The sequence below is a fragment of the Epilithonimonas lactis genome, from assembly GCF_900110605.1.
Classification (GTDB): Bacteria; Bacteroidota; Bacteroidia; order Flavobacteriales; family Weeksellaceae; genus Epilithonimonas; species Epilithonimonas lactis.
The window spans coordinates 558,925-575,282 of record NZ_FOFI01000003.1; the positions used below are offsets into that span (position 1 = coordinate 558,925).

Sequence of the window (16,358 nt, forward strand, 5' to 3'; positions counted from 1 at the left end):
TTAATGAATCCAGACATCACTTCCTACAATCAGAAATTAGAATCTGAAGACGAGAAAATCGCAAACCTTCTTTCCGAAGAAATTGGCAAATATCTTCCTGAAACCGAAAACAAAATCTGGCATTCGCATCCAGTTTGGTTTCTAGATGGAAATCCAATTGTGGGCTACAGCAAACAGAAACTAGGAATTAGAATAATGTTCTGGAGCGGAAAATCTTTCAATGAAGAAAAACTGAATGTGGAAGGCGAAAAATTTCAGGATGCTTCTATTTTTTATAATGATGTGAATGAAATTGATAAGGATGACTTGAAACGTTGGCTGGAAAAATCCAGAGAAATCCAATGGGATTATAAGAATATTGTGAAGCGGAAAGGTGTTTTGGAACGGTTGAAATAAGTTAGAAAATCAAAAAAAAATTTAAAACTAATATCCAGTTTGTCATTCCGTAGGAATCTAACCATACTTTTACGAATTCTAGTGGAGATTCCTACGGAATGACAAAATTCTGTCTATTGTTTAAAATTCTTTTGTGACTTTTGACTTCGTCGAATCTTCGATTTGTGGTTAATAAAAAATAAATGCTGTCTTTAAGGATGGCATTTTTTATATTTGTTAAAATTTTAGAAAAAATATGGAAAAGATAGACAGCCTGAACCAAGTTGCCGAATTTCACAAAACTTTCAACGCCCCAATTCTTGACACACCTCAAATCCCTTCAAAAGAACGTGCTGAGCTGAGAGTTAGCCTTTTACAGGAAGAATTGGACGAGCTGAAAAAAGCGATTGAGGACAACGATTTGGTAGAAGTTGCTGATGCACTTTGCGACCTTCAATACGTTTTGAGTGGCGCTGTTTTGGAGTTTGGACTAGGCGATAAATTCGTGGAATTGTTCAATGAAGTTCAGCGTTCCAATATGTCCAAAGCTTGTGATAACGAAATTCAGGCGCAGGAAACGGTAGAATTTTATAAAGACAAAGGAACGGATGCTTATTATGAAAAATCTGGCGACAAATACAATGTTCACCGCGTTGCAGACAACAAGGTTTTGAAGAACAAGTACTACTCCGCTGCTGATTTATCAGATATAATCAATAAATAATATTTACCACAACGGACACTAAGATTTTTCACAATGACCACAATTTGTGAACCTCGTGAAAAACTTTGTTGACCTTGTGGTTAAAAATAAAACATAATGAAAAAAATATCAATATTATTTGGGTTGCTTGCTTTGATGTTCATCAGTTCTTGCGCAGAACGCGTCATTGTGAACCGTGAAGTAGAATCCAAGAACGATGGCAAAATGCTTTTGGGAACGCAGTCGCTTGACCAATTCCGAAAAGAACCTTACAAAACCTGGTTCGATGAAGAATACAACCGCTATCAAATCGACCAGCCAAGTTTGGCAGAATTGAAGAAAGAAAAACTGAACAGTTATTCTTTGGTCGTATTTGTAGGAAGTTGGTGCGAGGACAGCCACAGAGAATTTCCGAGATTGATAAAGATTCTGGAAACTTTGAAATACAATACGGACAAAATGCAAATCATCGCCGTGAACCGCAAAAAGGAATCTCCAGCTGGCGAAGAAGGTCTTTACAACATCACGAGAGTTCCGACAATCATTGTCAAAAAGTACGGAAAAGAAATCGGTAGAATCACAGAAATGCCCGAAACTGGATTTTTGGAGAAAGATTTGCTTAATATTTTGAAAAAAGATAATAATTCAGGCTTATTTAAGTAGGAGAAATTATTTCAAAACTTAATTGGCTGACAAATCGCAATCATTCAAATGACAAAATACACAGGCATCCTTTCTTTTATTTTCGGAATCATTCTTACGGTTTTCCTATTTCTATCGTGGAGAAGTTGCAATAAGAAAGAAGATGCGGCACTTATCAATCAAGATTATTACCTCATCACGAATCAGATTCAGAAGATGAACAAAATGGTGGTTTTGGAACAGGATTTTTCCAGCTTCCAAACGCACAAAAGTTCGGCGGCAAATATCGCAGGATTTGATATTCTTCCACGTGAAATGGTACTTTATACCACTGCGAAAGCACAGGTTTCCTACGATTTGAAACAAATGAAAATCGATGTGGACACGGTAAATAAAAAATTGATTCTGCAAGAAATTCCCCAGCCCGAAATCAAGATTTTTCCAGATGTGAAAATTCATTTTATGGATGACTACGCGATTAACAGATTCACGCAGAAAGATATCAACGGCGTGATGGAATCTGCTAAGAAAAATATGGCAAAAAGCGTGAACCAGAACAATCTGAAAGAGCAAAGCAAAAAACAATTGAAAGATAATCTGAACGATATATTCGTTTTGGCAAAGGCATTGCATTATTCCATCGAGGATAAGACCAATACTTTTCCCGCCACCGAATTATAAAATCAATCGTTATGGAACCAGATAAAAAACAAGAAAGCAACAACTCGTCCGAGCAGAAAAAACAGACCGAGGATTTCCGAGATATTCCAGCGTCATCTGACAAGCAAAACCCGCCTGACATTGATAAAGAAGATGTCGAAAAAGGTTCCAAGGTCAACAAGGACGGAAAAACAGACAACACAGAAAAATAGTTTTCCTTGCGAAAAATTCAACAAGCCTTTCAAATTTATTTTGAAAGGCTTGTTTATTTGATAAAATTAACATATATTTAATATTAGAAATCAGATGACAGAAAATCTGGTTCAGAAGTGTTCTTTTTATTTCGTCTCATCAAAACATTACAGCTATGTCTTATATTGTTGTAGGGCTTTTTCCCACTCAGCTAGAGGCTGATAAGGTCCTTTTAAAATTGGAAAACGCTGGTTACAATGACTACAATCTTTCTCATTCTCATCACGAGACTGTGCAAAATGTGGACATTGAGAAGAAAAATGGTTTTTGGAATTGGTTATTTGATGACAATCACATCGACAAAGCCCGTTTCGAATACGCAAGTATCGACCACAACACGATTACCGTCCATCTGCAGACCGAGCAGGACGCGCACATCGTGAAGGACATCCTGGACAACAATGGCGCCGTGAATGTAGAGGAGAAAGCTCAGGACCATATGACTGAAAATTTTCCGAATCACGAATATGTGATTTCCGAAAGCCGAAATGCGAAAATCATCGCAAAAGCCCGAAACAATCTATTCTTTACCAATGACCGAAAACCACACCACCACCACGAGAAAAGAATTGCGGATGAGATTGATGGTCTGGGAATCACTAAATTCAAATAGTTAGCAGTTAGTTAGTTAGTTAGTTAGTAACTTTTTGGGCAGCTATTCCGTCCTCCACTCCCACTCTTTTTTGCACGACGATTGGTCTGCGAGATTAACGTTTCGGCAAGCAAAAAAGGAGTTCCGTTCAGGCCGGGCTGCGTAACCTCGGTGGTATAGCAACTTTTTTTTTTAAATAAATCAAACTATGGAAACCTTTCGGATGAACTGGAAGGTTTTTTTCTATGCCCAAACGTTCTACCTGGCGAAGCGCGCCCCGACTTGAGCGGAAATCCTTTTTTTGTGGGTGGAAAAGCCAAGGCAAAAAGATTGGGAGCGGAAGGCGGATAAAGGCGCCCAAATCTTAAATACTGTTAAAATTTTGTCCGACAGTAGATTGTGTCATCATTTTTGTTTGGGTAAGGGAAATAAGTTTAACCACCAAAAAAATATTATTATGTCTTACACGATTATCGGGATTTTCCCAAACGAAGCAGAAAGCAGAGATGTCATCACCAAACTGGAAGAAGCAGGCTTGTACGAATATTCCCTAGCGAACGCAGAAATTGAAGCTCTGGACAAAGTTGAAACCATAGATACGGACAGAAAAGCAAGTTTTTTTGACTGGCTGTTCGACAGAGATGTTGTAGAGACGGACCGCTACGAATATGCGAGTATCGATAGCAACAGAATCACGGTTTACGCTGAAACAGAGGACGATGCAAACGCTGCCAAAAAAATTCTGGACGAAAACGGCGCGATAGATGTGGAAGAAAAAACCAGAGGATATCTTGCAGAAAAATATCCGGACAGACACAACGAATATCCAATCCCGGAATCTACAAGAGCAAGAATCATCGCAAAAGCGAAAAACGATTTGTACTTCACAGATGACCGCGGAACAGCCTACAGACCGGAAAAAGGAATGTCAGACGAGATGGATTCTCAGGGCAGAAAAGACTAACTGAATGAATTTTAATTTTATATTTTACTGAATGAGAGCCGAATTAACTTCGGCTCTCATTTTTTTTAGACAATCGTGGATTTTCCTAACTGGACATTCTCGTGGTTGTAGTACGACCTTTCCGAAAAACGAATGTAATCCGCAATGAAATCTCCTACTTCACTGGTCGAGTAATTGATATCTGGATTCAGGTCAATCGTCACATATCTGCTTTCGATGGCATTTTCCACGCTTTCTCTTAATTTATTCGCTGCTTGGGTCAATTCCAAATGGTCGAGCATCATTGCTGCACTCAAGATAGAGGCGATTGGATTTGCAATTCCTTTTCCTTTGGCCTGCGGATAAGAACCGTGGATTGGTTCGAAAAGGGCGTTGTCGTTCCCTATTGATGCGGAAGGCAATAAACCGATGGAACCGCCAATCACGCTGGCTTCGTCGGAAATGATATCGCCGAACATATTTTCTGTAAGGATGACATCGAATTGTTTTGGGTTTAGAATCATCTGCATTGCGGCATTATCTACGAACATAAAATCCACTTTGACATCTGGATATTCCAAAGCAATCTCTTTCACGATTTTTCTCCAAAGTCTGGATGTGTCGAGAACGTTGGCTTTGTCAATCAAGGTTAGTTTTTTCTTTCTTTTCTGAGCATCCTGAAAAGCTAAGTGAGCAATTCCTGTAATTTCTTCTTTGGAATATTTGCAAACATCGTAAGCGTAATCACCATTTTCCTCAGTGAATTTTTCTCCAAAATAGATGCCGCTAATCAACTCACGATAGATTTGAATATCCGTTCCTTCAACGATTTCTCTTTTTAAAGGACTTTTTTTGATTAATGAAGCGTAAGTTTTGATTGGTCTGATGTTGGCGAATAATCCCAATCCTTTTCTCAATTTCAACAAACCTTGTTCTGGACGTACTTTCGCGTCAGGATTGTTATCAAAAGCTGGGTCGCCGATTGCGCCGAACAAAACAGCATCAGAATTTTTGCATAATTCCAAAGTTTCGTCTGGCAAAGGATTTCCTGTTTGATAAATCGCTTCCGCGCCCATCACGCCATAATCAAATTGAAAATTATATTGATAAGCTTCGCCAATCACTTTCAAGACTTTCACACTTTCGTTGGTCACTTCCGGACCGATGCCATCGCCTGGCAAAACTGCTATTTTATAATTCTTGCTCATATACTTTCTGTGTTTTTTGTTCAAATTTCTGAATCGCTTCTTTTTTGCTCGTTAAAAAATCAATATCGTCGTAGCCATTGATGAGGCATATTTTTTTGTAAGAATCTAACTCGAAACTTTCTGTCATATCATTGAATGAAATTGTCTGTTTTTCCACATCTACAGTAATTTGAGTTGAAGGATTTTGCGTGATGGTTTCCATTAAATCTTTAAGATAATCCTCAGAAACTTTCACTGGAAGCAATCCATTATTTAGCGCATTGCCTTTAAAAATATCCGCAAAATAACTTGACACAACCACCTTAAAACCATAATCCGTTAACGACCAAGCGGCGTGTTCTCTACTGCTTCCGCATCCGAAGTTATTTCCTGCAACCAGAATTTCGCCGGAATATTTAGGATTATTGAGAACGAAGTCAGGATTTGGTTCATTGGAGTGAACATTATACCGCCAATCTCTGAAAAGATTTTCCCCGAAACCTTCTTTGCTGATGCTTTTGAGGAAACGTGCCGGAATAATCTGGTCTGTATCTATATTTTCGCTCGGCAACGGAACGGCCTGAGAGTTTATTAAAACTAATTTTTGCATACGTTTAATTCGATGTTCAAGATTTAAAATTCAATGTTTTAAATTCCAGTTTGTCATTAATTCAAATTTTCAAAAGCCGGAATTCTACCTTCCACCGCCACTTTTGCGGCAGTTAGCGGACTTGCCAACAGTGTTCTTGCGCCTTGACCTTGTCGGCCTTCGAAGTTTCTGTTGGATGTTGATACACAATATTCACCTTCTGGGATTTTATCGTCATTCATTGCCAGACAAGCGGAGCATCCAGGCTGACGGATTTGGAAACCTGCATCATTGAAGACTTTATCCAAACCTTCATCATAAATTTGTTTCGCTACTTTCTGTGAACCAGGAACCAGCCAGGCGACAATATTTTCAGCTTTTTGTTTTCCTTTGACATAAGTTGCAGCAGAACGGAAATCCTCAATCCTTGCGTTGGTACAACTTCCGATGAACACATAATTCACTTTGATATCTGACGTTGATTGGCCTGCATCAAGTCCCATATATTTCAAAGCTTTTTCCTCGGATTCGTTTTGAGCAATGGGAATTTTAGAATCGATGGAAATTCCCATTCCTGGATTGGTTCCGTAAGTTATCATTGGACGAATATCTTCTGCTGAGAATTCAAATTCTTTATCAAAAATAGCATCAGAATCGGATTTTAAGGTTTTCCAATATTCGACTTTTTCATTCCATTTTTCTCCTTTTGGCGCAAATGTTTTATCTTTTACATAATTGAAAGTAGTTTCGTCCGGCGCAATCATTCCGCCTCGCGCTCCCATTTCGATGCTCATATTGCAAACGGTCATTCGGCCTTCCATCGACATTTCCTCGAAGACATTTCCCGCATATTCGCAGAAATATCCGGTTCCCGAATCCGTGCCGACTTTCGAAATAATGTAAAGAATCACGTCCTTCGGCTGAACATCTTTATTCAGTTTTCCATTCACGGAAACCCGCATTGATTTTGGTTTGTTCATCAATAGACATTGACTCGCAAAAACCTGCGCGACTTGACTTGTCCCAATTCCAAAAGCAATTGCTCCAAAAGCGCCGTGCGTGGAAGTATGACTGTCGCCACAAACAATGCTCATTCCAGGTTGTGTGATTCCCAATTCCGGTGCGATGATGTGAACGATGCCTTGATATTGATGACCAAGTCCGTACAACTCGATGTTATTTTTTTTGCAATTCTCTGTCAGTTGCTGAACTTGCGTTCTCGATAATTCGTCTCTGATGGGTAATTCCTGTCCCAAAGTCGGAACGTTGTGGTCGGCAGTCGCCACAATCTGATTCGGACGAAAAACTTCCAAACCTCTTGCTTCCAATTCCGCAAAAGCCTGTGGACTCGTCACTTCGTGAATCAAATGCTTGTCGATATAAATCACCTGAGGTCCATCTGGAACGGTTTCTACAACGTGTGCATCCCAAACTTTATCAAATAGTGTTTTTCTTTGGCTCATTTTCTATCCAATTTTTTGATTAAATGATTTCATCATAAAGCTTAAATCATCATTATTAACTTCTTTTTTGGTATCAGCGATTTTCAAAAACTCTTGATACAAAAAGTCCAATTCCACTTTTGTCACATCAAAACCGATATTTTTGAATCGATAAGCCAAAGCAGAACGTCCGCTTCTTGCGGTCAAAACGATGGAAGATTCATTGATTCCGACTTCTCTCGGGTCGATGATTTCGTAGGTTTCTCTGTTTTTGATAACGCCATCCTGATGAATTCCCGAACTGTGCGCAAATGCGTTTGCACCAACAATTGCTTTGTTTGGCTGAACCGGCATTCCCATCATTTCTGAAACCAGATAACTCATTTCGTTCAGCATTTTGGAATTGATATCGGTGAAGAAATTAAGGTCAGAATGTTGTTTTATAATCATCACGACTTCTTCCAAAGCTGTATTTCCCGCACGTTCGCCAAGTCCGTTAATCGTACATTCGATTTGTCTGGCGCCGTTGATGATTCCTGAAATTGAATTTGCGGTTGCCATTCCAAGGTCGTTGTGACAGTGGCAAGACAAGATTGCTTTGTCAATATCTTTTACATTTTCTCTCAGATATTTTATTTTTCGTCCGTATTCTTCCGGCAGACAATATCCAGTTGTATCAGGAATATTAAGAACCGTTGCGCCGGCTTTGATGACTTCTTCACAGACTTTAGCAAGGAAATCATTATCCGTTCTGCCTGCATCTTCCGCATAAAACTCGACATCATCAACAAAATTCTTTGCATATTTCACCGCTTCAATCGCGCGTTCCAAAACCTGCTCTCTAGTAGAATTGAATTTGAATCTTATGTGAGAATCAGATGTTCCGATTCCGGTGTGGATTCTTGGTCTTTTCGCATATTTTAGAGCTTCTGCAGCGACTTCAATATCTTTTTTGTTGGCTCTCGTCAATCCGCAAACTTTCGCATATTTTACGATTTTGCAAATCTCCTGAACGGATTGGAAATCGCCTGGACTGGAAATGGGGAAGCCAGCTTCGATAATATCAACGCCAAGAAAATCGAGTTTCTCGGCGATGATTATTTTTTGTTCTGTATTGAGTTTACATCCGGGAACCTGCTCACCATCTCTCAACGTCGTATCAAAAATTTCAATTTTTTCCGGATTCATAATAAAGTTTTTTACCTAATTTTGATATTCAAAAGTAGAATTTGATTTATGATATCTGATTGAGACTTTCCAAAAAATACAATATTCAATTCCTTTAAAATAATTGACAACAAATTAATTATCAATTATTTATATATTTTAAATTTACAATGTCAGAATTACAGAAAGATTTTTTATTTGTTCTAATAAAGTCACTTTCGACGTCGGAAAAGCGTCAATTCAAGTTGTACGTGAACCGACTTGGAATTAACGTCGATGCAAAATTTCTTTTACTTTTTTCTGAATTGGACAAAATGAAAGAATATAATGAGGAGATTATTATTGATAAAAAAATATCATCGAAACAGCAACTTTCCAATCTGAAAGCACATCTGTATAAACAAATCCTGGTAAGTCTGAGGCTGAATCCAAGTCTTCAAAACAGCAGAATCCAATTGCGGGAACAGCTTGATTTTGCGACTATTCTTTATCAAAAAGGTCTTTACAAACAAGCTTTAAAAATCCTTGACAAAGCCAAACAATCCGCATTGGATTTAGATGAAAAAAGTATTGCTTCCGAAATCATCGAACTTGAAAAAGTGATTGAATCTCAATTCATTACAAGAAGTATCGATGGACGTGCGGACGAATTGATTTTGCAATCGACCGAAATCAATAAGCAAAACAGTTATGCTACTCAACTTTCCAATCTTTCTTTGAAATTGTACAGCGAAATGCTCACGCACGGTTACATCAAAAATGATGAAGACCGTGATAAAATCTTGGATTTATTCGATAAGAAAGTCAAAAAAATTGACCTTAATAAACTTAATTTCACGGAGAAACTTTGGTATTTCAAAGCGCACGTTTGGAAAAATCAGCTTTTGCAGGATTACAAATACACTTTGAAATACGCCTATCAATGGGTAGAATTGTTCCACGACAATCCAGAAATGATAAAAAATCATCCGGTTTGGTACATCAAAGGAAATACTTATCTGTTCAAAATTTTGTTTCTGTATGGCAACATTAAAAGGATTGAAGAAAGTTTTGATAAGTTCAGTCGAATTGTAAAATCGGACACTTTCATTCATAATGAGAATTCGCAGTCTTTAATTTTCCTTAATTACTACAATACCAAAATGAATCTTTATTTCATAAAAGGTGATTTTTTTGGTGGCACAAAGATGATTCCCGAACTGGAATTAAAAATGGAAAAACACCGCGACAAGATAGATGAACACCATTTTCTCATTCTTTTTTTGAAAATCGCATCGATGTATTTTGGCAGTAAACAATATCAAAACACTATTAAATACGGTTTGAAAATAATTAATTCAAAAGGAAATATTCAGGAGGATTTGCTTTTCCACACGCGGATTTTGATTTTGATGGCGAAGTTTGAAGCTGGTTTTGATGACGATTACGATGACTTCGTGAAGAGCACAATCAAGTTTGTGAAGAAGATGAAAAATCCGGGCGATTTACATTTCAAAATCGTCGATTTCTTTAAGAAAATCAATGACCAAAATTCCAATGCGCAGCTTTCAACTTTCAAGGAATTCGAAAAACATCTTCAGGAATCAGAAAAAAATCGATACGACAAAAGAACACTCGTCTATATCGACATTCACGGCTGGGTAAAATCGAAAGTGAGAAATGTGGACGTCATCGAGATTATAAAAGAGAAAGTTAAGCTAAAATAAATCCGGTTTTTTCTTTAAAAAATCACTATTTTTGCATCCTAAAAATTTCAGTCATAATGCTAAAAATTACTCTTCCTGATGGCAGCATCAGAGAATATGAAGGAGCAGTTACTCCACTACAAGTTGCACAAAGTATCAGTGACGGTTTGGCAAGAAACACCATTTCTGCCGTCGTAAACGGAAAACAGACAGAAGTAGACACCACGATAACGGAGGATTCTACAGTGCAACTACTGACGTGGAATGACGATATGGGTAAAAAAGCATTCTGGCATTCTTCTGCCCACTTGCTGGCTCAGGCTATTATGGAATTTTATCCGGAAGCTAAGCTGACAATCGGGCCTGCAATTGCTAATGGATTCTACTATGATGTAGATTTTGGCGGAGAACCTTTGTCTGAAAAAGACTTCGAAAAACTGGAAAAGAAAATCTTAGAAAATGCTAAGAAAAATTCGACTTTCAACCTACGTGAAGTTTCCAAAGCTGATGCATTAAAGGAATATGCAGACAATCCTTTCAAAACAGAATTGATTGAAAATCTGCCTGATGGCGAAATCACTTTCGTAACGCACGACGACTTCACAGACCTTTGTAGAGGTGGACACATCCCATCAACAGGAATTGTGAAAGCTGTAAAAATTCTTAATGCAGCCGGAGCTTATTGGAGAGGTGACGAGAAAAATCCACAGCTGACCAGAGTTTACGGAATCTCTTTCCCTAAACAAAAGGAGCTGACAGAATATCTTGAAAGACTGGAAGAAGCAAAGAGAAGAGACCACAGAAAACTCGGGAAAGAACTTGGGATTTTTGCATTCTCAGAAAAAGTTGGTGCCGGACTTCCACTTTGGTTGCCAAAAGGAGCCGCTTTAAGAAAAAAATTAGAAGAATTCCTTTCCAAAGCTCAGAAAAAACAAGGTTATGAATTCGTAATTTCTCCGCACATCGGAGCTAAGGAATTATATATCACTTCAGGACACTGGGAAAAATATGGCGAGGACAGTTTCCAGCCCATCAAAACACCAAATGAAGGGGAAGAATTTTTATTAAAACCAATGAACTGTCCGCACCACTGCGAAATTTATAAGGCTCAACAATGGTCTTATAAAGATTTGCCGAAGCGTTATGCGGAATTCGGGACAGTTTACAGATATGAGCAGTCCGGAGAATTACACGGCTTGACGAGAGTTCGTGGATTTACTCAGGATGATGCGCACCTTTTCTGTACGCCAGACCAATTGTTACAGGAATTTGAAAAAGTGATTGACCTTGTACTTTATGTTTTCGGTTCACTTGGATTTGCTGATTTTACGGCTCAAATTTCATTAAGAGACAAAGAAAACAGAGACAAATATATCGGTTCCGATGAGAATTGGGAGAAGGCAGAAAACGCCATCGTAACCGCTGCAAAAGCAAAAGGCTTGAAAACTGTAACCGAATATGGCGAAGCCGCTTTCTACGGTCCGAAGCTTGACTTTATGGTAAAAGATGCGTTGGGAAGAAGCTGGCAATTGGGAACAATCCAGGTAGATTACAATTTACCGGAAAGATTTGACCTTTGGTACAACGGAAGCGACAACGAGAAGCACAGACCTGTGATGATTCACAGAGCGCCGTTTGGTTCTATGGAACGTTTCATTGCGATATTGATTGAAAATACAGCGGGAGATTTCCCACTTTGGTTGAGTCCGGAGCAGTTTACTATTTTGCCAATCAGCGAAAAATATTCAGATTATGCAAAAAAAGTTTCAGAATCATTGGAAATTCACGATATTTGCGGATTGATAGACGACAGAAACGAAAAAACGGGTAAGAAAATCCGTGATGCCGAATTGAAAAAGTTACCATTTATGCTTATTGTAGGTGAGAACGAAGAAAACAACGGCACAATTTCTGTAAGAAGAAGAGGCGAAGGCGATTTGGGAGAAATGAAAGTAGAAGACTTCATCTCTTATTTCAAAGAGCAGTCAAAACCGGCATTTGAATTGGGAGCAAACCAATAAGCTGACAACAAATTATTAATTTTAAAATTTAAAACCATAGCACTAAAAAGAAACAACAGCAGAGGCCCGATGAGACGTCCAGTCCAAGAAGACCTCCATCAAATCAACGGAAAAATTCGTGCAAACGAAGTACGTCTTGTTGGTGACAACGTAGAACCAGGCGTTTATCCGTTATCAAAAGCTTTAGAAATTGCAAGAGAGCAAGAGCTTGACCTTGTCGTAATTTCTGACAAAGCTGAGCCTTACATTTCTCGTATCCTTGATTATAAAAAATTCTTGTACGAGCAAAAGAAAAAAACCAAAGAGCTAAAAGCGAAGCAGATAAAAGTAGTTGTAAAAGAAATCAGATTTGGTCCTCAGACCGATGACCACGATTATGACTTCAAGAAAAAGCACGCTGAGAAATTCTTGGAAGAAGGTTCGAAACTGAAAACCTATGTTTTCTTCAAAGGCCGTTCTATCATCTTCAAAGACCAAGGAGAAATCCTTCTTTTGAAACTTGCCCAGGATTTGGAGCACGTTGGAAAAGTAGACCAACTTCCTAAACTTGAAGGAAAAAGAATGATCATGATGATGAGTCCTAAGAAGCCTGCTAAATAATATTGATACCATTCGATTGATATATAAAAACCTCAAATTAATTTGAGGTTTTTTGCATTTTGAATTAATAAAATCAAACACAGATTTTACCGTCACAGTTTCAGAATTTTTTTGTAATTTTGCAAACTATTATTCGTGGAGATGTTCATTAATAATAAAAATAGATATTGATAACAAAACATAAAAAGCAAAACAATGCCAAAATTAAAAACGAAATCAGGTGCTAAAAAGCGTTTTGCTCTTACCGGAACCGGAAAGATCAAAAGAAAAGGTGCTTTCAAAAGCCACATCTTGACAAAGAAAGAAACTAAGCAAAAGAGAAATCTAACGCAAACTTCTTACGTTGCAGAAGTGGACAAGAAAAGTGTTCTACGTCAATTAGCGTTAAAGTAGTTTTTATAAATCATTTCGGTTTATAAGAATTAAAACAATTCAAAAATTAACCCTGAAACGGTGCCCCTAAGAGTTCTATTCAATTAGTTCCGCCCTTTTCAAAAAAACAATTTAAATTATGCCAAGATCAGTAAATTCTGTAGCGTCTAGAGCGCGTAGAAAAAAAGTTTTAAAAAAGGCTAAAGGTTTTTTCGGTAGAAGAAAGAACGTTTGGACTGTAGCAAAAAATGCGGTAGAGAAAGCAATGTCTTACGCTTACCGTGGTAGAAAAGAGAAAAAAAGAAGTTTCAGAAGCCTTTGGGTAATGCGTATCAACGCAGGAGCTAGAGAGCACGGATTGACTTACTCTCAGTTCATGGGAGCTCTTAAGAAAAACAACATCGAGCTAAACAGAAAAGTGCTTGCAGACCTTGCAATGAACTATCCAGAAGCTTTCAAAGCTGTTGTAGATCAAGTAAAATAATTACAAATCTTTGTTATCAATATAAAATCCTGAGAATTATCTCAGGATTTTTCTATTTTTGCTGAAAATTATCTTAATAATGTTCAGAAAATATATTAGTTCATTAGTTTTATTAGCAACTATACATTTCGCAGAAGCGCAAACTTTCATTCAAGCTTATCAGAATAGAGCAAATCAGGTTTCTCAAAGCAACGTAAACACCTATCTGCAGGAGTTTGAAGCATTAGGCGTGAAGAGAACTGGAACGACACAGAACACCAATGCTTTCAATTGGATCAAAAACAAATACACTTCTTTCGGTTACAACACTGCGCATTTCCAAGAGCATTCTTGGACAGCCAACGGATTGTCGTCCAAAAACTTTATTGTAACCAAAACTGGAACGCTGTATCCAAATAAGTTTGTGATCGTTTGCGGACATTTCGATTCCATCAATGGACCTGGAACAAATGACAACGGAAGCGGAACATCCATCATTTTGGAAATCGCTAGGATTTTGAAAGATATTCCCACAGAATATTCTATCAAGTTCATTCATTTTTCTGGTGAGGAGCAAGGACTTTTGGGAAGCTCCAGATATGTTTCCGAGATTGTGAACGGAACCAGTCCGAAAATGGATATCAAAGTAGTGGTGAACCTAGATCAAGTTGGTGGATTGGCAACAAAAGCGAACACAAAACTTTATCACGACAAGGACCAAAGTGCGCCAAACAGCAACAATGCTGCAGCTGCAATAGCCGTTCAGGAGTTGGCAAACTGCACCACATTATATTCCCCGCTAGGTGTAGATTTTGATCCGGCAGAAAGCACAGACTACGTTCCTTTTCAACAAAATGGCGAGATCATCACAGGTTATTGGGAATTCGAAGGCGGTTACAGCAACCCTTATGTCCACACAGCAAATGACCTTTATGTCAATATGGATCCTGTTTATGTTTTCAATGTTGGCAAAGCTGCGGTTGGTGCAATCCAGCATTTCGCTGTAGCTTCTACCTCCATTTTGGCTGTGGAAGATATTTCGCTTTCCAAAATATTGGAGTCTGTGGAATTCTATCCAAATCCTGCTAAGAATACTTTGAATCTGAAAATGGATAATCCTTCAAAAGCTTTTACATTTGAACTGACCGATATGAGCGGAAGTCAGATTTTAATTAATAAAAAGAATGCGCATCAAATTGATATTTCGCATTTGAAAGCTGGCGTTTATCTTGGAACAATCACCATTGACAGTGAAAAAGTGACCAAGAAGATTATTATAGAATAATTAAAAAATTCCCATAACAAAAATCATAAGGCTTATTTTTTATGCTTAGATTTGTTCTTAATAAAAATTAGAACAAATGTTTTTATCAAAAACTTATTTCAAAAAACTAACTACACTTTCCCTGCTCGGAATTTCTGTTTTATATTTTGCTCAAGAAAAAGCACAAGTTGAACAAGCCAATGAAAGTAATCTAAGAAAACATATTACTTACCTAGCTTCTGACGAATTGCAAGGAAGACTAACTGGTTCTGAAGGCGAAACAAAAGCCGCAAACTATTTTTCCGCCGAGTTCAAAAAGTTAGGATTGAAACCTTACGAAGGAAAAGAATTCATTCAAAATTTTGAATACAGTGTGAAATTAAATCCACACGACGACCAAACTTCAACACCCATAAAAGGTAAAAATGTGATTGCAGTTCTGGACAACAAGGCTGATAGAACCATTGTCATCGGTGCACATTACGACCATCTCGGCCTTAATGAACATCACAATTCTACCTTAGCAAATTCTGCCGGACAAATCCACAACGGTGCGGATGATAACGCTTCTGGAACAGCCGCTGTTTTGGAATTAGCAAGAATGTTTTCTCAAAATAAAACGAAGGAAAATGCAAATTACGTTTTCGCATTATTCTCAGGTGAAGAAGATGGATTGATGGGTTCTAAGAAATTAGCAGAAACCATCAAAACCACATATCCAAATACCATTTTTATGATCAATATGGATATGGTTGGAAGACTTAATGATAAAAAAGATTTAACCGTTGGTGGCGTTGGAACCTCTCCTATCCTACCCGAATTGGTGAAAAAACACAAGCCAGAAGGTTTCAATCTAGCTTTAGATGAATCCGGCGTTGGTCCAAGTGACCATACTTCTTTTTATTTGAAGGACATTCCGGTTCTTTTCCTTTTCACAGGAACACACAACGACTATCATAAACCGACAGATGATTCAGATAAAATCAATTATTCAGGCGGAACGGTAATCGCAAATTATGTTTTTGATTTGGCGAATGCTTTGGGAAATGAAAAAGAAATTCCGTTTGTGAAAACCAAAGTTGTAGCCAGCAAATCGGTTCCGAAATATAAAGTAAGTTTGGGAATTATGCCAAATTACGCCGACAGCAAAGACGGAATGGGCATCGATGGCGTCATCGACAACAGACCAGCTGCCAATGCGGGAATCCTGCAAGGTGATGTCCTGACAAAAATTGGAAAATGTGAGGTGAAAGAAGTCTATTCTTATATGGATTGTCTCTCAAAAGTGAATGCCGGCGAGGAACATCCCGTGACAGTCAAAAGAAATGGCGAAGAAAAAATCTTCAATGTGAAATTCTAAATAAAAAAACCGATTGCAAATTACAATCGGTTTTTTTTATT

Annotated in this window: 18 protein-coding genes; 14 read left to right on the forward strand and 4 right to left on the reverse strand. The window is 38.0% G+C overall.

Features of this window, described 5'->3' with window-relative positions; genetic code table 11:
* Positions 1 to 3: 3 nt before the first annotated feature.
* From BMW39_RS12185 to BMW39_RS12215, 7 genes are all read left to right on the forward strand, one after another.
* A complete protein-coding gene (locus BMW39_RS12185) occupies positions 4 to 396 on the forward strand; it encodes a DUF1801 domain-containing protein (RefSeq protein ID WP_034975781.1) in 393 nt (130 codons plus the stop codon).
* A gap of 235 nt (positions 397 to 631) precedes the next feature.
* A complete protein-coding gene (locus BMW39_RS12190; RefSeq protein WP_034975784.1) occupies positions 632 to 1,099 on the forward strand; it encodes a pyrophosphohydrolase domain-containing protein in 468 nt (155 codons plus the stop codon).
* 96 nt (positions 1,100 to 1,195) lie between these two features.
* Positions 1,196 to 1,741: a TlpA family protein disulfide reductase gene (locus BMW39_RS12195; RefSeq protein WP_034975787.1), complete on the forward strand. Its 546-nt coding sequence runs from the start codon at positions 1,196 to 1,198 to the stop codon at positions 1,739 to 1,741.
* Between the two features lie 48 nt (positions 1,742 to 1,789).
* On the forward strand, positions 1,790 to 2,401 hold the full coding sequence (locus BMW39_RS12200) for a DUF4230 domain-containing protein (protein WP_034975789.1): 612 nt from the start codon (positions 1,790 to 1,792) through the stop codon (positions 2,399 to 2,401).
* A gap of 11 nt (positions 2,402 to 2,412) precedes the next feature.
* The gene (locus BMW39_RS12205) at positions 2,413 to 2,592 is read left to right on the forward strand and encodes a hypothetical protein (RefSeq protein WP_034975794.1); all 180 of its coding nucleotides are present in this window, start codon (positions 2,413 to 2,415) and stop codon (positions 2,590 to 2,592) included.
* A gap of 155 nt (positions 2,593 to 2,747) precedes the next feature.
* A complete protein-coding gene (locus BMW39_RS12210; RefSeq protein ID WP_034975797.1) occupies positions 2,748 to 3,245 on the forward strand; it encodes a hypothetical protein in 498 nt (165 codons plus the stop codon).
* A gap of 436 nt (positions 3,246 to 3,681) precedes the next feature.
* Complete coding sequence (locus BMW39_RS12215) at positions 3,682 to 4,188, forward strand: hypothetical protein (protein ID WP_034975803.1); 507 nt, start codon at positions 3,682 to 3,684, stop codon at positions 4,186 to 4,188.
* 65 nt (positions 4,189 to 4,253) lie between these two features.
* Here BMW39_RS12215 and leuB read toward each other — a convergent pair whose 3' ends face one another.
* Genes leuB through BMW39_RS12235 form a run of 4 tightly spaced genes read right to left on the reverse strand, consistent with a single transcriptional unit; the run spans position 4,254 to position 8,573 of the window.
* Entirely contained in the window at positions 4,254 to 5,375 is a 1,122-nt protein-coding gene (leuB, locus tag BMW39_RS12220; protein WP_034975806.1) for a 3-isopropylmalate dehydrogenase, read from the reverse strand.
* Entirely contained in the window at positions 5,359 to 5,964 is a 606-nt protein-coding gene (leuD, locus tag BMW39_RS12225) for a 3-isopropylmalate dehydratase small subunit (RefSeq protein ID WP_034975809.1), read from the reverse strand. Before leuD ends, leuB begins: the two co-directional genes overlap by 17 nt.
* Positions 5,965 to 6,020: 56 nt before the next feature.
* Positions 6,021 to 7,406 carry a 3-isopropylmalate dehydratase large subunit gene (leuC, locus tag BMW39_RS12230; RefSeq protein WP_034975812.1) on the reverse strand — a complete coding sequence of 462 codons (1,386 nt, stop codon included), beginning with the start codon at positions 7,404 to 7,406 and terminating at the stop codon, positions 6,021 to 6,023.
* A 3-nt stretch (positions 7,407 to 7,409) separates the two neighbouring features.
* On the reverse strand, positions 7,410 to 8,573 hold the full coding sequence (locus BMW39_RS12235) for a 2-isopropylmalate synthase (protein ID WP_074719338.1): 1,164 nt from the start codon (positions 8,571 to 8,573) through the stop codon (positions 7,410 to 7,412).
* A gap of 149 nt (positions 8,574 to 8,722) precedes the next feature.
* Between BMW39_RS12235 and BMW39_RS12240 the strand changes: the two genes are divergently transcribed.
* The 7 genes from BMW39_RS12240 (at position 8,723) to BMW39_RS12270 (ending at position 16,317) form a co-directional block, all read left to right on the forward strand.
* A complete protein-coding gene (locus BMW39_RS12240; protein ID WP_034975815.1) occupies positions 8,723 to 10,258 on the forward strand; it encodes a hypothetical protein in 1,536 nt (511 codons plus the stop codon).
* 56 nt (positions 10,259 to 10,314) lie between these two features.
* Positions 10,315 to 12,258, forward strand: a complete 1,944-nt coding sequence (gene thrS, locus BMW39_RS12245) for a threonine--tRNA ligase (RefSeq protein WP_034975817.1) — start codon at positions 10,315 to 10,317, stop codon at positions 12,256 to 12,258.
* Between the two features lie 69 nt (positions 12,259 to 12,327).
* On the forward strand, positions 12,328 to 12,858 hold the full coding sequence (gene infC / locus BMW39_RS12250) for a translation initiation factor IF-3 (RefSeq protein ID WP_051878375.1): 531 nt from the start codon (positions 12,328 to 12,330) through the stop codon (positions 12,856 to 12,858).
* Between the two features lie 195 nt (positions 12,859 to 13,053).
* Positions 13,054 to 13,251 carry a 50S ribosomal protein L35 gene (gene rpmI / locus BMW39_RS12255; RefSeq protein WP_034965196.1) on the forward strand — a complete coding sequence of 66 codons (198 nt, stop codon included), beginning with the start codon at positions 13,054 to 13,056 and terminating at the stop codon, positions 13,249 to 13,251.
* A gap of 118 nt (positions 13,252 to 13,369) precedes the next feature.
* Positions 13,370 to 13,714 (forward strand): 50S ribosomal protein L20, encoded by a 345-nt coding sequence (gene rplT / locus BMW39_RS12260; protein ID WP_034965198.1) that lies wholly within the window; start codon positions 13,370 to 13,372, stop codon positions 13,712 to 13,714.
* Positions 13,715 to 13,793: 79 nt separating this feature from the next.
* Complete coding sequence (locus BMW39_RS12265; protein WP_034975819.1) at positions 13,794 to 14,978, forward strand: M28 family peptidase; 1,185 nt, start codon at positions 13,794 to 13,796, stop codon at positions 14,976 to 14,978.
* A 76-nt stretch (positions 14,979 to 15,054) separates the two neighbouring features.
* On the forward strand, positions 15,055 to 16,317 hold the full coding sequence (locus tag BMW39_RS12270) for a M20/M25/M40 family metallo-hydrolase (RefSeq protein ID WP_051879926.1): 1,263 nt from the start codon (positions 15,055 to 15,057) through the stop codon (positions 16,315 to 16,317).
* Positions 16,318 to 16,358 lie beyond the last annotated feature (41 nt).